Raw genomic sequence first — 23,558 nt, 5'->3', positions numbered from 1 at the left:
ACTCAGAGAAGCAAAGTGACAACCAAAACCGGGATCCTGCTCGTCAATCTGGGCACGCCGTCTGCCCCGACCACTGCGGCCGTCAAGGCCTTCTTGCGCCAGTTTCTGCACGATCAGCGGGTGGTCGATGTCCCCCGCGCCCTCTGGTGCCCGCTGCTCCACTTTATCATTCTGCCGACGCGCTCCCCCAAGGTGGCCAGGCTCTACCAGTCTATCTGGAGCGCCGATGGCTCTCCCCTGATGGCCATCAGCCAGCGTCAGCGCGCGGCGCTTGAGCAGGAGCTCAAGCGCGAGGGGGTCGAGGTGCCGGTGGCCCTGGCCATGACCTACGGTTCACCCTCCATGAGCGAGGGGTGGGAGAGCCTCAAGGCGCAAGGGGTGAATCGGGTCATCATATTGCCCCTCTACCCCCAATATTCGGTGAGCACCACCGCCAGCGTCTTCGATGCCTGGGCCAAGGCGATGAAAAAAGAGCGCAACCTGCCGGTGATGCGCCTCATCCACGACTATCATGGCCACCCCGACTATATCCGTGCCCTGGCCCAGAGCGTGCGCCGCTACTGGGAGCAGCAGGGGCAGGGGGATCACCTGCTGATGTCGTTTCACGGCATTCCCGAACGGTATCAGGAGGAGGGTGACCCTTACGGCTATCAGTGCCGTGAGACGGGCCGCCTGCTGGCCACCGAGCTGGGGCTGGCCGAGGGGAGCTGGAGTGTCACCTTCCAGTCGCGCTTTGGCAAGGAGGAGTGGCTCAAGCCCTATACGGACGAGACGGTCGCCGCCTTGCCGGCCAAGGGAATAAAACGGCTCGATGTCGTCTGCCCCGCCTTCTCGGCCGACTGCCTCGAGACCCTGGAGGAGATCGATGGCCAGAACCGCGAGCTGTTCCTCGAGCACGGCGGTGAGGCATTTCACTATATCCCGTCCCTTAACGACGATCCGGCCCATATCCGCATGATGGTGTCGCTCATCTGCCGCGAGCTGGCCTGAAGGAGAAGCCAAGATGCTGCACATTACCTTGATCTATGCGGGCCTGCTGGGCCTGCTCTTTCTGTGCCTCTCTGCCTGGGTGATCCGCTGTCGTCTGCGCTACCGGGTATCCCTGGGTGACGGTAACGAGCCGGTGCTGCGCTCTGCCATGCGCGCCCATGGCAATTTTGCCGAGTATGTCCCCCTGATACTGCTGCTGATGGGTGGCGTCGAGCTGGCCGGTGCCTCCCCGGTCATGGTGCACGCCATCGGTCTGCTGCTTCTGGCGGGACGCCTGCTTCATGCGGTGGGGATCCAGCAGCGGGCTGCCCCCAATCTGGCCCGCAAAGGGGGCATGATACTGACCTTTACCGCCTTGCTGATGGCCAGTGTTCAGGGCATCTGTCTGGGCTGGTGAGCCCGGGGACGCAGACTTCGGCGGTAAACGTTTTCCTTTTTCGTGCCTGCGTTGTCTTGGTAAGGAAAGTGAAACGGGCGACTTTTCGCACCGCCGTGATGTGGTAGAATCGCGCCCCACTTTTTCCCCTTCAGCCGAAGATCAGAGCCATGAAATTTCCCGGTCAGCGCAAGTCCAAACACTACTTTCCGGTGGATCGCCGCGATCCCCTCATCTCCCAGAGTGCAACCCTCGGCGAGCGGGGCAAGGCGTATGTGGTGGGGATTGATCAGACGCTGGTCGATATTGAAGCTCATGTGGATGTCGCGTTCCTCGAGCGCTATGGCCTGAGCCGTGGCCACTCCATGCTCATCTCCGACGAGGTGGCCGAGCAGATCTACGACGAGCTCAAGAGCAACAACATGGTGGTGAGCGAGTTTGCCGGTGGCACTATCGGCAACACCATGCACAACTATTCGGTGCTGGCTGACTCCCACTCCATCCTGCTCGGGGTGATGAGTCAGGACATCCGCATCGGCAGCTATGCCTACCGTTACCTGTGCAACACCTCGTCCCGGGTCAACCTGGACTACCTGCAGCCGGTCGATGGCCCCATCGGTCGCTGCTTCACCTTCATCACCGAAGGGGGTGAGCGCAGCTTCGGCATCAACCCCGGCAAGATGGACCATCTGGATGTGGCCCACATCCCCGAGAGCATCATCAAGGAGGCCTCGGCGCTGGTCATCACCGCCTACCTGGTGCGCGGTGAAGATGGCACCCCCATGAAAGAGGCGGCCATGAGTGCGGTGCGCTACGCCCGTGAGGCAGGCGTCCCCGTGGTGCTGACCCTCGGCACCCGCTTCGTCATCGAGTCCGATCCCCAGTGGTGGCGCGACTTCATCAGCGAGAACGTCACCGTACTTGCCATGAACGAAGAGGAAGGGGAGGCCCTGACCGGCTTTGCCGATCCCCTGGCCGCCGCCGACAAGGCGCTGGACTGGGCCGACATGGTGCTCTGCACCGCAGGCCCTGTGGGTCTTTACATGGCGGCCTACACCGAGGATGACTTCAAGCGCGAGACCACCTTGCCACTGCTGCCCGGTGTCATTCCCGAGTTCAACATGTACGAGTTCAGCCGCCCCATGACCCGCAGTGGCTGCCGCGTGCCCAAGCGCATCTACTCCCACATCTCCCCCTACATGGGTGGGCCGGAGAAGATCAAGAACACCAACGGTGCCGGCGACGGGGCCCTGTCTGCCGTGTTGCACGACATGGTGGCCAATGCCTACCACCGCGGTGCCGTGCCCAACTCCGCCAAGCACGTGGCCGATTTCCTCACCTACTCCTCCCTCTCCCAGGTGTGCAAGTACGCCAACCGGGTGAGCTATGAGGTGTTGGCCCAGAGCAGCCCGCGTCTCTCCCGTGGCCTGCCTGAGAAGGAAGACAGCCTGGAAGAGGTGTACTGGGAGCGGTGATCCCGGCATGTGTGAGAAGGGGCCCTTGGGCCCCTTTTTCGTGTCCGCTATCAAACTCTTGATGCATAAGTTCGGAGTCAAATGGACTATTCAATCCCAATGCCATAGCGTAGCTAGACCTGTTCAACGGAGGAACTCGGTGTGCTAAGAACGCTCTCCATTCGCCAGCGTCTGTTGCTGGTGTCGCTACTCATTGTCCTCTCACTCGTCCTGTTGACCCTGCTTGCGGCCACCCTGGACTACCGCAGTCTGATGGCGGAGAAGGGCAAGCAGACCCGTCATCAGGTCGAGACGGCCTGGAGCCTGGTGGCCAGCTACGCCAAGCGGGTCGAGGCCGGGGAGCTTGATGAGGCGCAGGCCAAGCAGGCGGCGCTCCAGACACTCAAGGCGCTGCGTTATGGCCATGATGACTACTTCTGGATCAACGACAGCCGCCCCTTCATGGTGATGCACCCGATGAAGCCTGCGCTCGATGGCCAGGATCTCTCCACCATCACAGATCCCGCTGGCAAGCGTCTTTTCGTCGAGTTTGTGACCGCCACCCAGACCCGGCGCGAAGGGGGGCATGTGGCCTATCAATGGCCCAAGCCGGGGGCCGATGAGCCCGTGGCCAAGATCTCCTTTGTGAAGCGTTTCGAGCCCTGGGACTGGATCATCGGAACCGGCATCTATGTGGATGACGTGCAGCAGCAGTACTGGCAGGTCTTGGTGCGGCTGTTGTCGCTCAGCGGCGTGATCCTGGCCGTCCTCTGCGGCGCACTCTGGTGGCTGACGCGCTCTATCGTGACGCCGCTGGCGGCGACGACCGGGGCGCTTGATGAGCTGGCTCGCGGGGAGGGGGATTTACGGGCCAGGTTACAGGCCGAAGGGCGTGACGAGCTATCGGCACTGGCTCGCAACTTCAACCGCTTCACCGAACAGATGGGCTCTCTGGTGCTGCAGGTGCAGGGGATCGCGGCGGAAAACGACAAGGCGGCCACCCAGCTGGCGTCGGTCGCACGTAGCCACCATCGGCTCGCCAATGAACAGGTGGGGGATACGAAGAAGGCGGCAGAGGCGATCGCGCTGGTGACGACCGGCTGCACCCAGATTGGCGACCATACCCGTGAGGCGGCGGCGTCGGCCGAGCAGGCCATGATGATGATCCGGGAGGGGCAGAGCCTGATGCAGGAGACGGCCGATGCGGTCGGTCGTCTTGCCGCCCAGCTGATGACCTCGGTCACCGCCGTGTCGCAGCTGGACTCCAACAGTCAGAGCATCGAGAGAGTTCTTGAGGTGATCCGCGGGGTCGCCGAGCAGACCAATTTACTGGCCCTCAATGCCGCCATCGAGGCCGCCCGGGCCGGGGAGCAGGGGCGCGGCTTTGCGGTGGTGGCCGATGAGGTACGCACCCTGGCCAATCGCACTCATGCCTCGACCGATGAGATCCGCGACATGATAGCCAGGGTGCAAGAAGGGACGGCCCAGGTGACGGGCCAGATCGGCCAGTTGCAGTCTCTTTCGGACGTCACCGCCAGCTTGGCGGCTCGCATGGGCGAGGTGATCGGCCATATCTCGACCGTCATCGATACCATCAGCCGAATGAACGGGCATATTGCCGAGGCGGCGAATCAGCAGACCGACTCTGTGCGGGGGATCCACAGCCACATGGACACGATAGCCCTGGCTGCCCACCGGGCCCTCGAGCATAACGAGCAGACGGAGCGGGCCGTGGTTCAGCTTGAATCGCGCAGCAGGCAGCTCTCCACCCTGGTTGGCAGCTACCGAATATGAGGAAAGGGCGGGCTTTTTTCCGCGAATCCCTTGAGTCCACTGGGGTTTTGGGCGACCATTTGCCCCAGATGGCCACCCTGGCCCGCGCACAGTGCAAGAGAGAGCCCAATGAGCAAGTTAACTGATAACCTTGACGCCAATTTCCAGCTGTTTGTCGAAGAGGTCCGCGAATCGGGCCAGTTGTGGGGGCTGCGTTACGGTGAGGACTGGGTGGTCTGCCAATCGGCCGAATTTGAAGACGCCGATGTGATGCCGCTCTGGTCCAACGAGTCCGATGCACGCCTGCACTGTGCCGAAGAGTGGGCCGACTATGAGCCGGATGCCATCGATCTGGAAGAGTTCCTCGATGTCTGGGTCAACGATCTGGATGAGGACGAGGTGCTGATTGGCCCCAACTGGAATAGCGATCTGGAAGGGGCCGAGGTCGAGCCGATTGAGCTGGCCAAGGTGCTGGTCGAGGTGGATGAGGCCTGATCTCTCCTCTTGTCTCTGCTATCCACACCCCGCGATGACCTCGCGGGGTGTTCTTTTTGGGGGCGGCACCCTATTTGTGAGGCTTGTCAGTATTCCTCTGTCGTGCTGACGGCCCCAATGGAGTATTCTCAGGGTTTGGGAAAAGGCTCGCCACGAGCCGGTCAGGGCCGCTTCTGTGAAGAAGAGGGCGTGAAACAGGGAGGTGGAATTGAGCCACTCAGATCAGTGGGATCAGTTGCAATGGCGGGTGCTATGGGATCTGGCACAGACCATAAGCCGTGAGCAAGGACGCCTAGCCCTGCTCGAGAGCACCATGGTGCGCATCTGCCATCACACCGGGGCACTGGCCGCCGTCGGGTTGGCGAGGGAAGAGGGGCGTTATCGGCGGCTCTGCACCATCCCCTCGGCTCCCTTGCACAAGGGGGGGCTCATGGCGCTGGAGTCCACCGTCGTCACTGGGCTGGTGGCACAGCTTTGGCCCGAGTGGGGAGAGCAGGCCGCCTATTTTGCTCTGGCGCCCACCGAGGATCTCCTCTTGCTCTTTCTGCTGGGGGAGGGGCCCCATCCCGATTGGTCGGCCAGGCTCTCTCCTCTCTTGCCCAACCTGGCCCGGAGTATTGCCTTGCTGGGCGAGCGTGAAGAGTTGGCGCAGCTGCGAGCGCATACCCTCTCTCCTCTCTCGAATCCTCTTCTGCTGATGGCACTTCCTCTGCCTCTCTTTACCCAGGACAGCAATGGTCATCTGGTATGGGGTAATGCTCCCTTCACCGAGTTGCTGGGGATCAAGCTGGCAGACCATCTCGCATTGGGCCCCACGAGCTGGTGGCCGGGTGAGGGGGGAGAGCAGATGCACCTTCGGGATCTGCGACTGCTCCAAACGGGTGGCTCCTACCGGGAGCGCTTCGATATGGCCGGCAGAGGAGGCATCCTGTGTTGCAAAGGGGCCGTGCCCGACTCGTTAGGTCGAGCCGGGCTGGTGGGGGCGCTTGTTCATCTCCCCGGGGAGGCCTTATGGGAACAAGATGAGCTGCTGGAGTCGGTGATGACGGCCCTCTCTCTGGGGATGGCCCACAGAGACAGCAATACCCGTGAGCATGAAGTGAGGGTGATGGATCTTGCCTCGCGTATTGCCGATCGGTTGGGATTATCCTCCTCCAAGTGCCGGGAGATCGCGCTGGCTGCCATGGTGCACGATGTGGGGCTTGTCCGGGTTCCCGTCGAGATCCTGGTTCGTCCCCGGCGCCTGACGCCGCTCGAGTTTGAGTTCGTCAAGCAGCATGCCCGGGATGGCTTCGAGTTGCTCAAGACACTTCCTCTGCACGCCCCTATCGCGCAGATGGTGCTGCAACACCATGAGAACCTCGATGGCAGCGGCTATCCACAGGGACTCAAAGGGGAGGCCATCATGCTGGAGGCCCGTATTCTTCGGGTCGCCGACACCGTAGAGGCGATGCTCTCTCACCGCCCGTTTCGCCACCAGTACGATACGAACGCTGTACTGGCCGAATTGCGCCGTTATAGCGGCCTCTGGTTCGATGCCCGGGTGGTCGAGGCGGCGGCAGCCATCCTCGGATCCGGTTATCGGCTGCCGGAGGGAGGGGTAAAATGACGAAAGAGATGCTTGGTCGAGAGGAGCTATCGCCCCCGGTTGCTCCCACGCTCCTGACGGGATTGATCGCGCAATTACCGGCTCGCCTTTTGGTCACCGACAAGCAACAGCGGATTCTGGGTTGCAGCAAGATGCTGGCCGCAGAGCTGTCGCTACCGATCGATAGCATCGTCGGCAGGCGGCTCGACGAGCTGTTGCCCGTCAGCTGGCTGGAGGGGGACGAACGGGTTATGAGGGGGGGCGAGACCGTCACTCTGAGGCGCGCATACTCTGGTGGGGAGGGAGAGCCCCAGGCGCGGCTCACCAAATACCCTCTCTATGACGAGCAGGGGGCCGTCATGGGGATGGGGCTCGCCATCGACTCCCCCCAGAGCGAGCAAGGAGAGCCGGAGCTGAGGCGAAAAGTGTGGGCCATGGAGGCGAGCAGTCGCTGTAACCGGGCCCTGGTCACCGCCCAGAGTGTCGAGGGCTTGCTGCGGGGGGTGTGCGAGGCCCTGGTATTGCAAGATCGCTATCGTCTGGCCCTGGTCGCCTGGCTCGAGCAGGGTGAAGATCATCCTGTGGCGCTGGCGGCCCAAGCTGGTGAGGCGCGCGGTTACCTCGAGGGTGTCGCACTGACCTGGGATGATGTGCCCGTAGGGCAGGGACCTATAGGTCGCTGCCTGCGCGAGGAGCGCAATGTCAACGAGCCGGATCTTGTTCGCAGCCAGCACGGGACCTTTTGGCGCCGGCGAGCCGAGCGTTTTGGTCTGGGCTCGGCGCTGGCCTTGCCGCTGCTCTGCAGTGACGGGCGCAAGGGGGCGCTGGCCCTCTATGCCGATATCCCTCACGCCTTTGGCGAACAGGAGATAGCCCTCTTTGGGGAGCTGGCCGACAACCTGGTCTTCGGCCTCGAGGCTCTCTGGACCCGGGAGGCGTACCAGAGCACCCTGCGCACCCATGCGGCGCAGGCTCTCGCTCAGGAGAAGGCGCTGGCCGATGCCCTGGAGGCGATCGCCGCCACCCTGGAGCAGCGCGACCCCTACACGGCCGGTCATCAACAACATGTGGCCGAGCTCTCCCTGCGGATCGGTATGGAATTGGGGCTGAGCGCCAACCGGCTGCGGGGCCTCTATCTGGCAGGCATTGTTCACGATCTGGGCAAGATCCAGATCCCCATCGAGATATTGAACAAGCCGGGCTCGCTGACCGCGCTGGAGTATGAGCTGGTCAAACAACATCCCAAGACCGCCCATGACATTTTGAAAGGGGTCGCCTTTCCCTGGCCCATCGCCGAGATCATCTATCAGCACCATGAGTATCTGGACGGCTCGGGTTACCCGCGCGCTCTGGCGGGGGAGGCTATCTTGCTTGAGGCACGCATCCTGACGGTGGCCGATATTGTCGAGTCCATGTCATCGGATCGCCCCTATCGTGCCGCCCTCGGCATCGTGGAGGCGCGCCGGGAGATCCTGCGGATACGGGGTAGCCGCCTCGATCCCGAGGTGGTGGATGCCTGCGTACGGATCCTGGATCGAGGAGAGTTCGTCCCGCAGCTGCTCTGAGCGCGGGTGACTTGTCCAAAAGCACTGTACAAACGTACAATGCGCCCATGAGCGAGCCCCTCTCTTCGCCTGTCGCCCCGAGCGAAGGTTTCATTCTGACCCGCCATGCCCGCGATCACGGTGGGCAAACCGAGATCATCCTCTGGCTGTGGAGTCCACAGGGGCCGGTGCGGTTGGTGATCCCGGGCCAGGAGCCCCTCTTCTTCGTGCCTGCCGATCAGATAGACGAAGCCATGGCCCTGTTTCGCGCCCACGGGGTTCGCGGGCGCGCCCGCCGCCTGCCGATGCAGACCTTCGATGGCCGACCCGTCGCCGGCCTCTACTTTCCCACCCTGGCGGCCTTTCACAAGGCGGTAGAGCTGCTGCTCATCAAGGGCACCGAACACTTCGAGGCGGACATCCGCCTGCCCGAGCGCTACCTGATGGAGCGCTTCATCACCGCTGGCGTGAGGTTTCAGGGGCATTCAAGCCGGCGTGGCGGTCTCTGGCAGATCAGTGACGGGCGCTGCGCCCCGGCCGAGGTGGCGCCGACCCTCTCCTGGGTGTCGCTCGATGTGGAGTGTGCCATGGACGGGGCCCTCTTCTCGGTGGGGCTCTCTAGCCCCATGGACGAGCGGGTCATCATGATTGGCGAGCCCGAGGAGATGGGGACACCGGTGGAGTGGGTGGCCGATGAGCCGGCCCTGCTGGCGGCCCTGGAGCGCTGGTTCCAGCGCTTCGATCCGGATCTGGTGATGGGTTGGAACGTGGTCAACTTCGATTTTCGACTGCTGCTGCGCCGCGCCGATCTCCACAAGCGTCGACTGCGCCTCGGGCGCGGCCGAGAGCTCGCCTTCTGGCGTGCCTCGCGCCAGGATCCCCAGAGCGGCAACGTGACCCTGCCCGGACGCATGGTGCTGGACGGGGTCGACACCCTCAAGAGTGCCACCTGGCAGTTCCCCAGTTTTAGTCTGGATGCGGTGGCAGGCGAGCTGCTAGGCCGCGGCAAGGAGATCGAGGATGTGGCCAACCGGGGCCAGAAGATCACCGAGCTGTTCCATTCCGACAAGGGGGCGCTGGCTCGCTACAACCTGGAGGATTGCCGCCTGGTGCACGAGATCTTCGCGCACTGCGATCTCATTGCCTTCGCGGTGGAGCGGGCGGCCCTCACCGGCCTCGAGCTCGATCGCATCGGCGGCTCGGTGGCGGCCTTCACCAACCTCTATCTGCCGCATTTGCATCGGGGCGGCTACGTGGCCCCGAATCTCCCCCGCGAGGGGGGATTGGCGAGCCCGGGGGGTTACGTGATGGACTCGGCCCCCGGCCTCTATCGCCACGTGCTGGTGCTCGACTTCAAGAGCCTCTACCCGAGCATCATCCGCACCTTCTGCATCGACCCCATGGGGCTGGTGGAGGGGCTGCGCACTCCCGAACACGCCATTCCCGGCTTTCGCGGTGCCCTCTTCTCCCGCGAACGCCACTTCCTGCCGGGCCTTATCGAGGGGCTGTGGCAGGCGCGCGATCGGGCCAAGGAGGCGGGCAACCAGCCTCTCTCCCAGGCCATCAAGATCATCATGAACTCCTTCTACGGGGTGCTCGGCTCGGGGGGCTGCCGCTTCTACGATCCGCGCCTGGCGAGCTCCATTACCCTGCGCGGTCACGGCATCATGCAGACCACCCGTGAGTGGATCGAGGCAAAGGGGTATCAGGTCATCTACGGCGACACCGACTCGACCTTCGTACACCTGGGCAAGGCGGTGAGCGGCGAGGAGGCCGACGCCATCGGCCGCTCTCTGGCGGAGCATATCAACCACCGCTGGCGGGAGAAGATCCGCGCCGAGTTTGATCTCGAGAGCGCCCTCGAGATCCAGTACGAGACCCACTACCGGCGCTTCCTGATGCCAACCATCCGCGGCCTCGAGAAGGGGAGCAAGAAGCGCTATGCGGGTCTGGTGGGCGAAGGGGAGGGGGAGCACCTGGTGTTCAAGGGGCTCGAGACGGTACGCACCGACTGGACGGCCCTGGCCAAGGAGTTTCAGTCCGAGCTCTTCAATCTGGTGTTTCACGACCAGGATCCGAGCGATTTCGTGCGCCAGGCGGTGGATGCCACCCGCAAGGGGGAGCGCGACGACCAGCTGGTCTATCGCAAGCGGCTGCGCCAGCAGCTCGAGGAGTATCAGAAGAACGTGCCGCCCCACGTGCGCGCCGCGCGTCTGGCCGACGACGAGAACCGCCGCCGCGGCTTGCCCCTGCGCTACCAGCATCGCGGCACCATCGCCTACGTCATGACGGTGAGTGGCCCAGAGCCACTCGAATACCGGCGCAGTGCCATCGACTACGAGCATTACGTGGACAAGCAGCTGCGCCCCATCGCCGACGCCATCCTTCCCTTCGTCGGGGCCTCGTTTGATCGCATCTGCGGTCAGCAGCTCGATCTGTTCTGATCTGCACAGCAAGAGGGCCCTCACGGGCCCTCTTGCTGTGGTCTGGCGGGTCAGTCGATACGTCCCATCTCGACGGCGAAACTTGCCGCCAGCTGGGCGAACTTCAGGGCGTGGCCCGCCTGGCTGTCGGAGTTTTGCAGGGTGTCGTAGCGGGTGTGGATCTTGGGGTTGTAGTCGTTAAAGCGTGATTCGAACGGCATGGCCGCCGGGTAGCCCTGATTGTGCCAGGAGGCGTGATCCGAGCAGCCGTAGCCGCAGCTGTCGTAGCCATAGGTGATGGCCGGCAGGTAGGCGTCGATGAGGCTGGCCAGATAGGCATTGAGCTGGCTGTCGGTGTAGTCGGTCATGAAGACGATGTCCTCGGCCGACCCCTGATAGTTGGTCATGTCGAGCTGCAGCGCCGCCAGCACCCGGGTGCCGGCACTCTTGTAGCGGCCGGCGATATCCTTGGAGCCGCGCAGCCCCACCTCTTCTGCCGCATAGCCGATAAACTGCAGGGTGCGCTCGGGCTGACGACCCTGGCTCGCCAGCACCCGCAGCACCTCGGTCAGGGTGGCGATGCCGGAGGCATCGTCGTCGGCGCCCGGTGCCAGGGTCTGGCTGTTGGGGGCGTAGCCGGCGGTAGAGTCGAGATGACCGCCGAGCACCACCACCTCGTCCGGGTACTTGCTCCCCGTGAGAGTGAGTACCACGGACTGCTGGGGGTAGCCGCTGTGCTTGACCCGGCTGACCCTGGCCCAGGGCAGGGTACCGGTGAGCCCCTGCCATTGCTGGGCGACCCAGTCGGCGGACTGCACCCCTGTGGTGGTGGTGTAGTAGCGGTTACGCCAGCTCGAGAGTTTGCCGATGGTGCCGGCGATCTGCCCCTGATCCAGGTTCGGCAACACCCGGCGCACGCTGTCACCGCGCGCGAGGGGAGGAGCGGTGAAGCCCGCCAGGGTCTGGGGCTGGGCCATGGCCTGCAGGGCATCGGCCAGGCTGGCGTGTACCATGTAGCCGCCGCAGCGGGCGTGCTCCTCGTGCATCAGGGTGGAGAGGGCGGCCAGCTGGCCGGGCTCGACCCGGGCCAGCTGGATGGCACTCCCCTTGGCGCTGAACAGGGGCGCGACCTCGGCCCCCACGCGCCTGAGTTCGGGGCCGGCATCCGAGCCGACCGTGATCCAGACCGGCTCGGCGGCCTGAATGGCCAGGGGTAACAGCAACAGGGGAAGCATCCGTTTCATAACAGCTCCTTGATGGGTGAGAGTCGCAGCCAGTCTAGACGCGCCCCGGGATGGGTGAGACCCATGTGAGGATTTTGTCTCTGCCGACGATGTGTCGGCATGGCGGGGGACGTGAGGGAGGGAGAGGAGATGCGCCGAGAGGATGGCACGACAATCCTCTGTCGATACCGCAGGGGGTGGTCAAATCATCCACCAACCCGAATGGGGGGTATGCTCAAATGGGGGTAAAGAGAGAAGCCCCGATTGGGGCTTCACTCGAGGGGTTTATTGATTGGCGGTCCGAAACGGGTTGGCGGCGAGGGTGGTGCGACCGGATCCCTCCAGCCAGGTCTTGATACGCTTGGCGTCGGCGACCCGTTGATCCGTGGTATCGGCGTTGAGCAGCACCATGATGACGGGCTCGCGCTGCACCCGGGTCTCCATCACCAGACAGCGGCCCGCCTCGCGGATGTAACCGGTTTTGGAGACGTTCACATCCCACACACCCTCGCGCACCAGACGGTTGGAGTTACGGTAGTGGAGCTGGGTCTTGTTGGTGCGCACCAGGCTCTGATCGTCGGTGGAGTATTGGCGGATCAGGGGATAGCTGGCGGCGGCGGCCACCATCTTGGCCAGATCGTGGGCGGTGGAGACGTTGCGCGGGGTCAGCCCCGTGCTGTCGTAGAAGTGGGTATCCCACATGCCGAGCATGCGGGCTTTGGCATTCATCGCCTCGACGAAGGCGCGCTGACCGCCGGGATAGTGGCGAGCCAGGGCGGAGGCGGCGCGGTTTTCCGAGGCCATCAGGGCGATATGCAGCATCTGGGCACGGCTCAAGCGCGAGCCGATGGCCAGACGAGAGCCGGTACCCTTGAGGCGGTCGATGTCGGCCTGGGTGACGGTGAGGGTCTCGTTGAGGCGAAGTCCTGAGTCGAGCACCACCATGGCGGTCATCAGCTTGGTGATAGAGGCAATCGGCATGACCCGATTGGCGTTGCGCTCGCTCAGTACCTCACCGGTTCTGTGGTTGGCGATGACAAAGGCATCGGAGTTCATACCCGAAATCGAGCCGTGCTGAGGATGACTCTGGCCGGCAGAGAAGGGATTGGCCAGAGCCGGCACGGTTGCCATCGGCAACAGGGCCAGACCCAGCAGCAGTGAGGTGAGGTGGCGCTTCATCATGATCTGGTGTACCGCACGAGTCGAAGGGGATCCTGATTAGTTATATGTCGGCCTTTGACGCAGCACAATCCTTTATCCCTTGCCAGGGAAGGGAATCATGAAATTTGTGTCATCCACGGCATCTGTAGCCCGACGGGCGCCGCATTCTGCCATGGCGGCGCCGGGGGCGCATACCCTAATTTGCATTCAGCCGGCTCCTCCGAGGAGGCGGGCCGTCTGCAGGGCGCGGGTTACCGCCTCCCGATCCAGGCGGGGACGCCCCTCGTCGAGCAGTCGCTGCCACAGATGAGCCGCCTCCCGGTAGCGACCGTTCAAGAAGTGATCCGACGCCTTGAGCATCAGGGCGGTCACCTCCCCCGGGTCCTGGCCCAGGGCTTGATTAAGCTCCTGCTCGGCCTGGGGCGTCATGCGCTGGCCGGCCCGGTAGTAGAGCACGGTGGCCCGGGCGGCCCGGGTGGCGGCGCTCTGCTCTCCCTCCAGCTGGGCCAGTCGGTCATAGGCCCACAGGGCATCGTCGAAGCGATTCTGATAGAGCAGCCACTGGGCCAGCTCGGCCCAGGCATCCTTGTCGCGCGGCTGTTGGCGAAGGCGCTCCTGCAGCCTGGCTCCGGCGGCCTCCTTGAGGGCGCCGGCCTCGAGACCCTGCAGGGGATCCGGGTTGGCCTGCCAGTGGCGCCACGGCTCGAACTGACCCAGGGCCTGATAGCCGAGCGCGGCGAGCCCCAGGCTGGAGAGCAGGATCAACGGGGCAAGCCAGGGGGCGAGGGGGCGGGGGGCCACCGCTTCGGGGGCGCTCGCCTGCCACTGTGCATGCAAAATGGCCTGCTCCTCGCTCAGGGTTGAAGGTTGTCGGGGAGGCCGCCCGGTGGCGAGCCAGAGGCCGCACAGGGCCAGCAGCAGGGGCGGCAGGCCCCACAGCAGCAGGGTCGAGAGGCGCAAGGGGGGGCGGTAGGTGACAAACTCGCCGTAGCGCTCGACCAGCGCGTCGCGCACCGCCTCGTCGCTCTGCCCCGCGGCGACCCGCTGGTAGACCTCGAGGCGCAGATCTTGCGCCAGGGGCGAGTTGGACTCCACCAGGTTCTGGTTCTGGCAGGCCGGGCAGCGCAGGCTCCTGGCCAGGGCCTCGGCCCGCTCGGCCTGGGCCGCATTGGCAAAAGAAAACTCGTCGGCGGCCCACAGCAGGGACGGGATCAGACAGAGGGCAAGTAGCAGGCTTCTCATGGTCTCTCCAGCAGCGGGAGGAAGCGGCGCTGCCACTCCTCCCGGGTCAAGACGCCCCGGTGGCGGGCCAGCAGGCGCCCGTCTGCGCTCACCAGCCAGCTCTCCGGCGTACCGACCACCCCGAGGGCCAGCCCGAGGGCGCCGTCGCCATCGTCGAGCACCAGCTGATAGGGATTGCCGGCGCTCTCGAGCCAGGCGCGCGCGGCGGCCGGTTTGTCCCGGTAACTGATCCCAAGGATGGGCAGGCTCTGGCCTATCTCCAGCAGCAGGGGGTGTTCGCTGCGGCAGTTGGCGCACCAGCTGGCCCAGACGTTGAGCAGGAAGGGGCGGCCGAGCAGCTGTGCAGTGGAGAGGCGTTGCCCCTCCAGGGTGGTCAGGGTGAGCTCGGGCAGGGGGCGGTTTAGTCCGGCCTCATCGTCCACCTGGGCGGGGGTGAGGGCGTGCCAGAGCAGCAGCAGTAGACCGAGGCCGAGCAGCAGGGGGAGCCAGCGGATCAGACGGGACATGATGCCTCCTGGTTGCGCTTGCGGTGAAAATGACGACCGAGGGGCAGCAGGCCCGCCAGGGCGAGCAGAACGCCTCCCAGCCAGAGCCAGCTGGCCCCGGGTTTATAGGCCAGGCGCAGGGCGATACGGTTTCCCTGCTTGTCACCGGGCACGGCGTAGAGATCTCCCGAGGGGAGACGCAGCAGTCCCACCTCGTTCATCTGCATGGTCCGCACGCTGTAGTGGCGCCGCTCCGGGAAGAGTCGGCCCAGGGTTTTGCCCTCCTTGAAGGCGGTCAGATGATAGCGCTCGGCGCTGTAGTTGGGTCCGAGCTCAGGGGTGATGGCATCGAGACGCACCCGATATTGACCCAGGGTGGCGCTCTGCCCCGGCGCCAGCAACAGGCCCCGCTCCCGGGTATGGCCGGCCAGCTGGCTGGCAGCCAGCACCACCAGGGCCAGCGCCAGGTGAGCCAGGTGGGCGCTGCGCAGCCCGTCGTGCCAGAGGGCGTGCAGGCAGGTGAGCGAGAGCCAGAGGGCGAGCAGAGTCGCCATCCCGGGCAGCAGAGCGCTCCCCTGATTGAGCCAGAGGGTCGGCGGCAGGGCCAGCAGTAGCCAGAGCCAGGGGGCCCGGGGCAGCCGGCTTTGCTGCCAGCCGAGCCAGGGCAGCAGGATGAGGCCGAGCAGGGCCAGCAGCACCAGGGGCACGAAGAGGGCGTTGAAGTAGGGGGGGCCCACCGAAATGGCCCCGTGGGCGATGAGGGGATGAATGAGCGGATAGAAGGTGCCAATCAATACCACCGCAGCCCCCAGCAGGGGCAGTGCCAGGGCGCAGGCGAGGGCACTTTCGCGAGAGAGCAGGCTGAAGTGAGCCCGCCGGACACCGAGTTGACCACGCCAGCCATAGAGCAGCAGGGCACACAAGGCCACGGCTCCGAGCAGGAGCAGCAGGCGCTCACCACGGTTGGTGTCGATGGCGAAGGCGTGGACCGAGCTCATCACCCCGGCCCGCACCATGAAGGTGCCGAGCAGGCTCATGACGAAGGTGAGCAGGGCCAGCAGCAAGACCCCCTGGCCAAACAGGCCGCGCCGCTCGAAGGCGGCCAGGGCATGGAGCAGGGCGGTGCCAAACAGCCAGGGGAGCAGAGAAGCGTTCTCTACCGGGTCCCAGAACCACCAGCCTCCCCAGCCGAGCTCGTGATAGGCCCACCAGGCCCCCAGTACGATACCGGCGGTGAGCCAACCCCAGGCCGCGCGGGCGAGCGGTCGCCAGGCGCGCACCAGGGCCCCGTCGAGGCGCCGCTCCCACAGGGCCGTGATCCCCAGGGCGAAGCTGGCGGCAAAGCCCACATAGCCCAGATAGAGCAAGGGGGGGTGAAGGATGAGGGCGACATCTTGCAGCATGGGGTTGAGATCGCGCCCCTCGAAGGGGGGCGGGAAGAGGCGCACGAAGGGGTTGCTCTCGGTCAACAGATAGACGGAGAGCAGGACGATAAGCCAGCCCATCACGCTCTGGGCGCGGGCCCGGGTGGCGAGCGATTGGGCCAGGTGGCCGAGGCGTGCGTTCCACAGGCACAGGGCAAACAGGAAGAAGAGCAGGGATCCCTCATGGCCGCCCCACACTGCGGCAAGCTTGAAGGGGAGGGGGAGCCGGCTGTTGCTGTGCTGGGCCACATAGAGGAGGGTGAAGTCATCGCTCTGGAAGGCATGGGCAAGCAGCAGCAGAGCGAGGCCCACCAGCACGACCTGGCTCCATGCCAGGGGGCGGGCCAGACGCCGGGCCCCCAGCCCCTGCGGCAGCCAGGGGAGCAGCCCCTGCCAGCAGGCGAGCAGAGGGGTGAGCAAGAGGGTCATCAGAGCCAGTTCGGGCAGCATCTAGCCCCTCCCTTGAAACGAAAGCGGGGAGTGGTCGACACTCCCCGGAGTTATTGCAGGCAGTGCCATCAGGCGACGGTCATCTGGCCGGCATAGAGGATGAAATAGCGCAGCAGCAAGATCCCGGTCAGGCTGCAGCCGCAGATGAGCAGCAGCTTACCACGGCCGTGACCCGGAAGCAGGCGGCCGAGCAGCAGGGGCGCGATCAGGCCCACTCCCACCACGCCAAACCAGAACACCTGGGACCAGAAGCCACCGCCGATGGCGCTGATGAGGGCCACCATCTTCTGCCCGTCACCGAACCAGAGGCCGGTGAAGAAACACAGCAGCAGCAGCGCCTCGATGAGTACCAGAGGCGTCTCGAAGCGGTGCAGGAACTGGATCTCGTCACTGTGCGCCCGGGTCTTGAACAGGGTGGTCGAGACTAGGATGCAGCTGGCGACGCCGGAGCTCAGGCCCGAGACCAGAAACAGCACCGGCAGCACAGGGTTGTTGAGCATGGGGTAGCTCTTGAGGGCCGAGAGCAGAAAGCCGGTGTAGGCTCCCAGCAGCACGGCGAGCAGCAGCAGCAGGGGTTCGACGATCTTGTCAAATCCCGGGATCCTGGCCAGCAGGCCATCGACCCAGCCAAAGCGCCCCGGCAAGAGGCGCTCGCGCAGCCACGCCAGCTCACTGGCGAAGACGCCGCCGAGCCAGACGAAGAGCACCGCCATATAGACCTGGAACAGCATCACCCCCATCGACATGACCGAATCGAACTGGTAGTGGAACATCAGCTTCCAGAAGGTCCAGGGGCGGCTCAGGTGGAAGATAAGGATTAGCAGCCCCAGGACGACGGAGGCGGGCCCCAGGATGGCGGTTGCCTTGAGCACGCCGCTTTGGGAGGCCTTATCCCCCAGCACCTTCTGCTTTAGCAGCACGGCGAAGGTGACGCTGCCGGCCGAGATCCCGAGCAGGAACAGGTAGATGGCGATGGGCCAGTCCCACACCAGAGAGGGGAAATGGAACGAGTCTGCGGGCAGCATCATGACTTCACCTCCCCATTGACGGCACCGTTCACATAGCCGGTAGGCACGCCGTCGCGACCAATCTCCAGCTCCTCACCGCTGCCCAGGGCCGGCACCCGGTACATCTTGGGCTCTGTGCCCAGATGACTCTTGGCCCGGTAGGTGGGCAGGCGGCGCAGCGCGCGGTTGAGCTCGCTCGCCGGATCGTCGAGATCCCCGAAGGTGAGCGCCTTGGTCGGGCACGCCTCGACGCAGGCGGGCAACTTGCCGCGGGCCAGGTTGGTGTGACGGCAAAAATCACACTTGTCGGCCACCCGGGTTTGGGGGTTGATGAAGCGCACCCGGTAGGGGCAGGCGGCGATGCAATATTGGCAGCCGACACAGAGATCGGCATCCACATCGACGATGCCGGTGTCCGGATCCACGTGGGAGGCCCCGGTCGGGCAGACGTGGACGCAGGGGGCGTTGTCACAGTGCTGGCAGGAGTGGCGATAGAAGTGGTAACGCGCCTCGGGGAAGGTCCCGATGGGGCCGCTGCGCACTATCTGCAGGCGCGACACCCCCTCGGGCACCTTGTTCACCTCGCGGCAGGCATCCATGCAGGCGGTGCAGCCGATGCAGGCCGTCTCGTCATGGAGCATGCCAAGGCGCTTGCCATCTATGGTCATGCTGGCGGCAAGGGAGTTGACCGGGCCCGTCATCATGATGAGGGCACCGGCTCCCGCGCCGGCCAGAAAACCGCGACGGGAGCAACTCATGGGGCCTCCTTGCCACTCGCCTCGGCCTCGTTGGCCAACTTGGCGGCGTGTTGCTTGCCGTGACAGTCGACGCACAGGCCGATGCGGGCCTTGCTGTCGATGCCGACCATGGGCTCCTTGGCCACATGCAGCTCGTGGCAGTTGGTACAGGCGAGCTTGGTGGCGTGCACATCGTGGGCCCAGAAGGCCTCGCGCAGGGGCTTGGGCTCGTGGCAGCTCAGGCAAACACCGTTTTTCTGATCCAGGGGCATGCTCTTGTCCTGGAAGTCCATCACATCCTTGACCCCTTCCCGGTGACGGGGAGAGGGCTTGCCGTGGCAGTTGGTACAGGTGACGGGCCCCAGGTTGTTGGGGTTGGTGGCCTTGGCGTGCTTGCCGTGCATCGCCTCGTCCTCTTTCTTGTGACACTGGGTGCAGGCGTAGTCAGGGTTGCGCTGCAGCTCGACCTTGGCCTGGTCGCCCTGAGTCTCGCTCTCTTGAGCCTGTGCCAAGGGCGCACCCAGCATCAGGGTGAGCGCCAGCAGGCTGGGGGGTAACAGTTTCATCATGGTCTCTTCATCCCTCTGGGGCCCCGCGTGGCGGGGCCCTGTGATACACGACTCACTTGGTGAGCAGGCCAGCTTCCTGAGCCTGTTTGTCCCAGGCGGGGACAGTGGTCTTGAGGAACTGCTGTTTGTCGCTGATGAACTGCTTCATATTCATGCCGAGGGCGGCCTGGGCCTTCTCCTTGGTGCTGATATCCGGCAGCGGGATCTCGCCGGTGATCCCCTTGGTGGCGAGCAGTCGGGCCAGTTTGGTGCGGGCGTCGGCAGCCTTGTCCAGGGCGGTGCCCAGGGTCTTGAGGGCCACATCCGGGGCGTGCATATGGACGCCATGGGAGGCAATGGAGTAGTCCCAGCGCCACTGGGCGTGACGGATATCCTGGAGGATCGGCTTCATCTGCTCCTCGGTGGCACCCGCATCCCAAGCGGCTTTCGCCTCGAAGTGAGCGCGGACCAGCTGCTGCTCCACCTTCAGCTTCAGATCGTTGACCGCCACCTTGCGCTCCTTGACCACCCCTTCGAGCATGGTTTTGCTCTGGGTGTGGCAGTTGGCACAGGTCTGGTCGAAGCGATCGAAGGGGTTACCTACCTTGTGATCCGTGTAGAGCTTGCCATCCTCACCGCGTACCTTGGGCATGTGGCAGTCGACGCAGCCTACGTTGTTCTTGCCGTGGATGCCGGCACGCCAGGTCTCGTACTCGGGGTGCTGGGCCTTGAGCATGGGGGTCTTGGAGAGGCCGTGAACCCAGTCGGCAAAGCCGAGCTGGTCGTAGTAACGCTCCATGTCATCGGCCGTGGTGCCCTGATCCCAGGGGAATTTCACCGACTTGTTCGGACCGGTGAAGTAGTACTCCACGTGGCACTGACCGCACACCTGGGCCTGCTGATCGAAGCGGCCCTGCTTGTCAAACGGCATATGGATGGCATCCATGGCGCGGCTGGCATAGGGGCGGGACTGGTGCAGGGCCGGTTTGCCCTCTTTGAATTCCTTGCTGTCGGTGGCGTGGCAGTCGGCGCAGCCGATGGTGTTGACGATCTCGGGTCCACCCTTGGCCCACATCCCCTTGAAGTAGGCGTCCTCACCCTGACTGTCGATCACCCGGGCTACGTCCGGGCTCTTGCAGCTCCAGCAGGCCATGGGCATGGGGCCCTCTTCGACACTCTTGGGGGCGCCGGTGCGCAGGGTCTCGCGCACGTCGGTCAGGGCGTAGTAGTGGCCACGGGGCTTGTTGTAATCCTTGGCGAAGCCGTAGCCGGCCCACAACACCACCAGGTTGGGATCCTCGGCCAGGGCGTCGGCACGCTCCTCGCTCTGCTTGGTCTGCTCCCAGGATTGGTACTGCTTGGCGTGATCCTTGGCGAACAGGTCGTTGCGCCCTTCGACCTTGGCATGTACTTGCCCGGTCCAGATGGCCCCGGCTATCAGAGCGCCCATTGCCAGCGCCCACTGTTTGGTTTGTGAACCCACGATCATCACTCCCAGATGACGGCCCCGCACTGTGAGGGGACCTTGTTGTTATGAATGGGAAAAATCCCAATTATTCAATGCTGGATACTACTGAATGAGTAAATCAAATGGTGATTTATTCGAGTCATATTTGTTCTGGATCAACTCAGCCGGCCTATACCTGACAAAAGTGAGAGCGAGATAACAATTTCATTCTGCTCCGGCTTTGGTGCCTTGGAAAAAAAACACCTGTTATTCCAAATGGTTGAATGCTTTGCAAGGTGGTGTTATGCCTGTGTTTATCCTTCAATTAATCGTGATTTGTTGGAGTATTGGTCGGTTTTGTTTTTGTTTTGTAAGATCTAATGCTGCCTTCGTGGGTGCTCGGGAAATGGCGTAAAAATGCAACGAAAAGCCCTTATTGACCGAAATAATGAAAGGGTTGGATGTTTCTGAGTCTGTATAATCACCAGCACACGCCCGCAGCAGGGCGAACCAGGCGCGATGAACTATTGAGTAGGAGAGTGTTATGGCAGAGCTGCTCATCGAAAAACCGACCCGTATTATGGGGTTGGAGCAGGGGCAGGGCGTTGTGATTGCAACCGATGGAACGGTTCATCGCGCACAGGTCGGCATGGAGCTGCAACCGGGAGAGCGACTGCTGGTTGCCCGAATGGAAGGGGTCGAGCTGAGCGAGTCAGGCACTCCCGATGCCCCCATCAGTCCGTTGGTGACGCTGGGTGATACGGGGGGAAGCGACCCCCGGCTGGAGGCGCTACAGCGTGCGATTCTCGACGGGGTCGATCCGACTCGAGCCTTTGAGGCGTCAGCGGCCGGCGCCGGTGATGCAGTAGCCGGTGGCGTCATCGGTTCCAGCCCCGGTGGTTTTGTGTTGGTGGAGCGAAATAACGACGCCACCCTGGCCGAGGCCGGCTTTGATACAGCGCACGGCGAGGGGGCCCCACTCGAGCGTCAGGAGAGTGCCGGAGCCGTCGATGCCTTTGCGGCCATTACCATTCGTGAGCCTCAGACCGTCGACAACATCATCAATGGTGCCGAGGCAACCGGAGTCGTCATCCGCGGTACGGTGGACGACGTAGAGGTCGGTCAGCCGGTGACTGTGACCCTGACTGATCAGGCGGGCAACGCGCTGACGGTGACCACGGTCGTGCTGCCCGGCTTGGTCTGGGAGGCCAACTTTGGCGATCTGACCGGCAGGCTGGTGGATGGCCCGCTCACCATAGCGGCGGAGACCCGGGATGCATCGGGCAACCCGGCCAGCGATCTCGGCCAGACCCTGCTCGATACCATCACCACCATTACCCTCGATCTCAGTGATAAGAGTGACACGGGCGCCAGCCAGACCGACGATCTGACCCGTGACAATACGCCACTCTTTCAAGGCAAGGGGGAGCCCGGCGCCACCGTGACCCTCTCCCAGGGCGGCAATGTGCTCACCGTGCTGACGGTGGATGGGGCAGGCAACTGGCAGTATCAGCTGCCCAATACTCTGGCCGATGGAAATCATACCTTCGAGGTCAATGCCGTCGACATCGCCGGCAACCGCGCCAGCGATACCCTGACGGTGACCGTCGACACCCGGGCCGGCATCGATATCGACGATCTCGACACTGGGCTTATTCTGGGTCAGGGCGGTGTCACCCTGAGCGGGACGACCACGGAGGTGGAGGCCGGTCAGAGCGTCACCATCACCCTCATCGGCCAGAGTGGGGAGACGCTTTTGAGCGGCAGCGCCCTGGTGGGGAGCGATGGTCGCTGGCAACTCGCGGCCTTGGATCTCTCCGGGATTGCCGGACCCTATGAGGTGCGCGCCGAGGTGACCGACCTGGCGGGCAACCGAGTGATAGATGGTGCTCCCCTTATCGGACAGAGCGATACCCTGACTCTTTCCGAGGCAGAACTGGCGAAGGGGCCCGTCAGCGCCACCGGCTCCCTGCATACCGGCGCCGGCCAGGATGGCAACCTGCAGGTCGGGTTTGCCGCCGACCAGAGCGCCCTCGAGGGACTGGGTCTTAGCAGCCATGGCTCGCCCCTGAGCTATCAGACCAGCGGCCAGAGTCTCACGGCCAGTGCCGCCGGGGTCACCGTCTTTACCCTGACCCTGACCAATGACGGCAGCTATCGTATCGTTTGGAGCCAGAGCCTGGATCACGGTCAGGACAACCTGAGCCTGCCTTTCAACCTCGAGTATCGGGACGGCGACGGGGATCTGGTTCGCGCCACCCTAAACGTCAATCTGGTGGACAGCACGCCCCCCGATTTTACCCTGCCATCCATCACCCTGACCGAGGATGCCTTTACCGATGCCGGGGCCGTGGTGGGGCAGAGCCACTTTGTGATTGGCCACCAGGCCGACCCCCTGCTGGCGGACTCCGTTATCTTCACCAATCAGGGCGATACCCTGACGCGCCTCAACGGCAGCGGCATAAGCAGCGACGGCCATGCTCTCGCCTTCGAGTTTTCCGGGGATCGCCTGCTGACCGGCTATTACCTGAATGCCAATGGCAAGCGGGTCGAGGTACTCAAGGCCGAGCTCGGCGCCAGCCAGTCCGGCAGCGATGTTGATGGCACTGTGACCGTCACCCTGAACGGCCCGCTGGATCATCAGGGAGGCGATCAACTTTCTCTTGGGCTCTCCGTCTCGGCCAACGAGATAGACGGGGACGAGACCCGCGCCGATCTGGTGGTCACCATCAACGACGGCATTAACCCGATTCTTGGTATCGATAGTGGTGTGACGTTGCAAGAGGGGGCGGCGGGCCAGAGCCTGGAGGGCCAGCTGCCAGTCACTGTGGGCAGCGATCGCCTGGTCTCCCTCAACTTCGAGGCAAATCAACCCGGGCTCGACGGTCTCACCAGTGGCGGCAGGCCCACGACCTATCAGGCCAATGGCAACGTTATTACCCTGCTGGATGCCGGTGGCAAGGTCATATTGACCGTCACCCTGGATCTGGACGGCAAATATCATGTGCAGCTCGACGGCGTGCTGGATCAGCCGGTGGGTACCAACAGCGTCAACCTGGGGTTGCAGGTGCAGGGCAACGACTTTGACGGGGACAGGAGCAACCTCGGCACTCTCAATATCCAGATCACCGATGGCGCCTTGCCCCAGGTCGACCCTGTCTCCCTGACCCTGACGGAAGACAGCGACTGGA

Annotated in this window: 18 protein-coding genes; 9 read left to right on the top strand and 9 right to left on the bottom strand. The window is 64.0% G+C overall.

Annotated elements, in window-relative coordinates:
- Positions 1 to 15: 15 nt before the first annotated feature.
- From hemH to AB5Y48_RS04790, 8 genes are all read left to right on the top strand, one after another.
- The gene (gene hemH, locus AB5Y48_RS04825; protein ID WP_050666009.1) at positions 16 to 990 is read left to right on the top strand and encodes a ferrochelatase; all 975 of its coding nucleotides are present in this window, start codon (positions 16 to 18) and stop codon (positions 988 to 990) included.
- 13 nt (positions 991 to 1,003) lie between these two features.
- Positions 1,004 to 1,387 carry an MAPEG family protein gene (locus tag AB5Y48_RS04820; RefSeq protein WP_224159945.1) on the top strand — a complete coding sequence of 128 codons (384 nt, stop codon included), beginning with the start codon at positions 1,004 to 1,006 and terminating at the stop codon, positions 1,385 to 1,387.
- 149 nt (positions 1,388 to 1,536) lie between these two features.
- The gene (locus AB5Y48_RS04815; RefSeq protein WP_368163873.1) at positions 1,537 to 2,841 is read left to right on the top strand and encodes an inosine/guanosine kinase; all 1,305 of its coding nucleotides are present in this window, start codon (positions 1,537 to 1,539) and stop codon (positions 2,839 to 2,841) included.
- A 141-nt stretch (positions 2,842 to 2,982) separates the two neighbouring features.
- Positions 2,983 to 4,614 (top strand): methyl-accepting chemotaxis protein, encoded by a 1,632-nt coding sequence (locus AB5Y48_RS04810; RefSeq protein WP_368163872.1) that lies wholly within the window; start codon positions 2,983 to 2,985, stop codon positions 4,612 to 4,614.
- A 108-nt stretch (positions 4,615 to 4,722) separates the two neighbouring features.
- Complete coding sequence (locus tag AB5Y48_RS04805; RefSeq protein WP_050665932.1) at positions 4,723 to 5,088, top strand: DUF2750 domain-containing protein; 366 nt, start codon at positions 4,723 to 4,725, stop codon at positions 5,086 to 5,088.
- Between the two features lie 208 nt (positions 5,089 to 5,296).
- Positions 5,297 to 6,697 (top strand): HD-GYP domain-containing protein, encoded by a 1,401-nt coding sequence (locus tag AB5Y48_RS04800; protein WP_368163870.1) that lies wholly within the window; start codon positions 5,297 to 5,299, stop codon positions 6,695 to 6,697.
- On the top strand, positions 6,694 to 8,241 hold the full coding sequence (locus AB5Y48_RS04795; RefSeq protein ID WP_368163868.1) for an HD domain-containing phosphohydrolase: 1,548 nt from the start codon (positions 6,694 to 6,696) through the stop codon (positions 8,239 to 8,241). Before AB5Y48_RS04800 ends, AB5Y48_RS04795 begins: the two co-directional genes overlap by 4 nt.
- Before the next feature lie 47 nt (positions 8,242 to 8,288).
- Positions 8,289 to 10,664 (top strand): DNA polymerase II, encoded by a 2,376-nt coding sequence (locus tag AB5Y48_RS04790; RefSeq protein ID WP_368163866.1) that lies wholly within the window; start codon positions 8,289 to 8,291, stop codon positions 10,662 to 10,664.
- Between the two features lie 50 nt (positions 10,665 to 10,714).
- Here the strand turns inward: AB5Y48_RS04790 and AB5Y48_RS04785 are convergent, their stop codons facing one another.
- The 9 genes from AB5Y48_RS04785 to nrfA all read right to left on the bottom strand — a co-directional run bounded on the left by AB5Y48_RS04785 (position 10,715) and on the right by nrfA (position 20,409).
- On the bottom strand, positions 10,715 to 11,887 hold the full coding sequence (locus AB5Y48_RS04785; protein ID WP_050665936.1) for a M28 family metallopeptidase: 1,173 nt from the start codon (positions 11,885 to 11,887) through the stop codon (positions 10,715 to 10,717).
- Between the two features lie 264 nt (positions 11,888 to 12,151).
- Positions 12,152 to 13,048, bottom strand: a complete 897-nt coding sequence (gene pbpG / locus AB5Y48_RS04780; protein ID WP_050665937.1) for a D-alanyl-D-alanine endopeptidase — start codon at positions 13,046 to 13,048, stop codon at positions 12,152 to 12,154.
- Between the two features lie 186 nt (positions 13,049 to 13,234).
- Positions 13,235 to 14,269, bottom strand: a complete 1,035-nt coding sequence (locus AB5Y48_RS04775; RefSeq protein ID WP_368163864.1) for a cytochrome c-type biogenesis protein CcmH — start codon at positions 14,267 to 14,269, stop codon at positions 13,235 to 13,237.
- Positions 14,266 to 14,775, bottom strand: coding sequence for a DsbE family thiol:disulfide interchange protein (locus AB5Y48_RS04770; RefSeq protein WP_368163863.1), 510 nt, complete (start codon positions 14,773 to 14,775; stop codon positions 14,266 to 14,268). Before AB5Y48_RS04770 ends, AB5Y48_RS04775 begins: the two co-directional genes overlap by 4 nt.
- Entirely contained in the window at positions 14,763 to 16,628 is a 1,866-nt protein-coding gene (locus AB5Y48_RS04765; protein ID WP_368163862.1) for a heme lyase CcmF/NrfE family subunit, read from the bottom strand. Before AB5Y48_RS04765 ends, AB5Y48_RS04770 begins: the two co-directional genes overlap by 13 nt.
- A gap of 68 nt (positions 16,629 to 16,696) precedes the next feature.
- A complete protein-coding gene (gene nrfD / locus AB5Y48_RS04760; RefSeq protein ID WP_224162094.1) occupies positions 16,697 to 17,650 on the bottom strand; it encodes a cytochrome c nitrite reductase subunit NrfD in 954 nt (317 codons plus the stop codon).
- Between the two features lie 2 nt (positions 17,651 to 17,652).
- On the bottom strand, positions 17,653 to 18,393 hold the full coding sequence (locus tag AB5Y48_RS04755) for a 4Fe-4S dicluster domain-containing protein (RefSeq protein ID WP_368163861.1): 741 nt from the start codon (positions 18,391 to 18,393) through the stop codon (positions 17,653 to 17,655).
- Positions 18,390 to 18,899 (bottom strand): cytochrome c nitrite reductase pentaheme subunit, encoded by a 510-nt coding sequence (nrfB, locus tag AB5Y48_RS04750; protein ID WP_231686249.1) that lies wholly within the window; start codon positions 18,897 to 18,899, stop codon positions 18,390 to 18,392. The genes AB5Y48_RS04755 and nrfB overlap by 4 nt, the downstream gene beginning before the upstream one ends.
- Before the next feature lie 94 nt (positions 18,900 to 18,993).
- Complete coding sequence (gene nrfA, locus AB5Y48_RS04745) at positions 18,994 to 20,409, bottom strand: ammonia-forming nitrite reductase cytochrome c552 subunit (RefSeq protein WP_082634842.1); 1,416 nt, start codon at positions 20,407 to 20,409, stop codon at positions 18,994 to 18,996.
- Positions 20,410 to 20,911: 502 nt separating this feature from the next.
- On the opposite strand from nrfA, the gene AB5Y48_RS04740 reads away from it, so the two are divergent.
- A partial coding sequence (locus tag AB5Y48_RS04740) for a retention module-containing protein (RefSeq protein ID WP_368163859.1) occupies positions 20,912 to 23,558 on the top strand: 2,647 nt, incomplete at its 3' end.

It is taken from the genome of Aeromonas sp. R6-2 (assembly GCF_040908155.1).
GTDB classification, from domain to species: Bacteria; Pseudomonadota; Gammaproteobacteria; order Enterobacterales; family Aeromonadaceae; genus Aeromonas; species Aeromonas schubertii.
The sequence above is the reverse complement of the archived record's forward strand: the minus strand, read 5'-3'. Positions and strand labels throughout refer to the sequence as shown.

Bases quoted from the DNA above. Each gene is read 5' to 3' on its own strand.
- AB5Y48_RS04820 (WP_224159945.1), top strand. From the start codon at position 1,004: ATGCTGCACATTACCTTGATCTATGCGGGCCTGCTGGGCCTGCTCTTT.
- AB5Y48_RS04815 (WP_368163873.1), top strand. From the start codon at position 1,537: ATGAAATTTCCCGGTCAGCGCAAGTCCAAACACTACTTTCCGGTGGAT.
- AB5Y48_RS04805 (WP_050665932.1), top strand. From the start codon at position 4,723: ATGAGCAAGTTAACTGATAACCTTGACGCCAATTTCCAGCTGTTTGTC.
- AB5Y48_RS04795 (WP_368163868.1), top strand. From the start codon at position 6,694: ATGACGAAAGAGATGCTTGGTCGAGAGGAGCTATCGCCCCCGGTTGCT.
- AB5Y48_RS04790 (WP_368163866.1), top strand. From the start codon at position 8,289: ATGAGCGAGCCCCTCTCTTCGCCTGTCGCCCCGAGCGAAGGTTTCATT.
- AB5Y48_RS04785 (WP_050665936.1), bottom strand. From the start codon at position 11,887: ATGAAACGGATGCTTCCCCTGTTGCTGTTACCCCTGGCCATTCAGGCC.
- pbpG (WP_050665937.1), bottom strand. From the start codon at position 13,048: ATGATGAAGCGCCACCTCACCTCACTGCTGCTGGGTCTGGCCCTGTTG.
- AB5Y48_RS04775 (WP_368163864.1), bottom strand. From the start codon at position 14,269: ATGAGAAGCCTGCTACTTGCCCTCTGTCTGATCCCGTCCCTGCTGTGG.
- AB5Y48_RS04770 (WP_368163863.1), bottom strand. From the start codon at position 14,775: ATGTCCCGTCTGATCCGCTGGCTCCCCCTGCTGCTCGGCCTCGGTCTA.
- AB5Y48_RS04765 (WP_368163862.1), bottom strand. From the start codon at position 16,628: ATGCTGCCCGAACTGGCTCTGATGACCCTCTTGCTCACCCCTCTGCTC.
- AB5Y48_RS04755 (WP_368163861.1), bottom strand. From the start codon at position 18,393: ATGAGTTGCTCCCGTCGCGGTTTTCTGGCCGGCGCGGGAGCCGGTGCC.
- nrfB (WP_231686249.1), bottom strand. From the start codon at position 18,899: ATGCTGGGTGCGCCCTTGGCACAGGCTCAAGAGAGCGAGACTCAGGGC.
- nrfA (WP_082634842.1), bottom strand. From the start codon at position 20,409: ATGATCGTGGGTTCACAAACCAAACAGTGGGCGCTGGCAATGGGCGCT.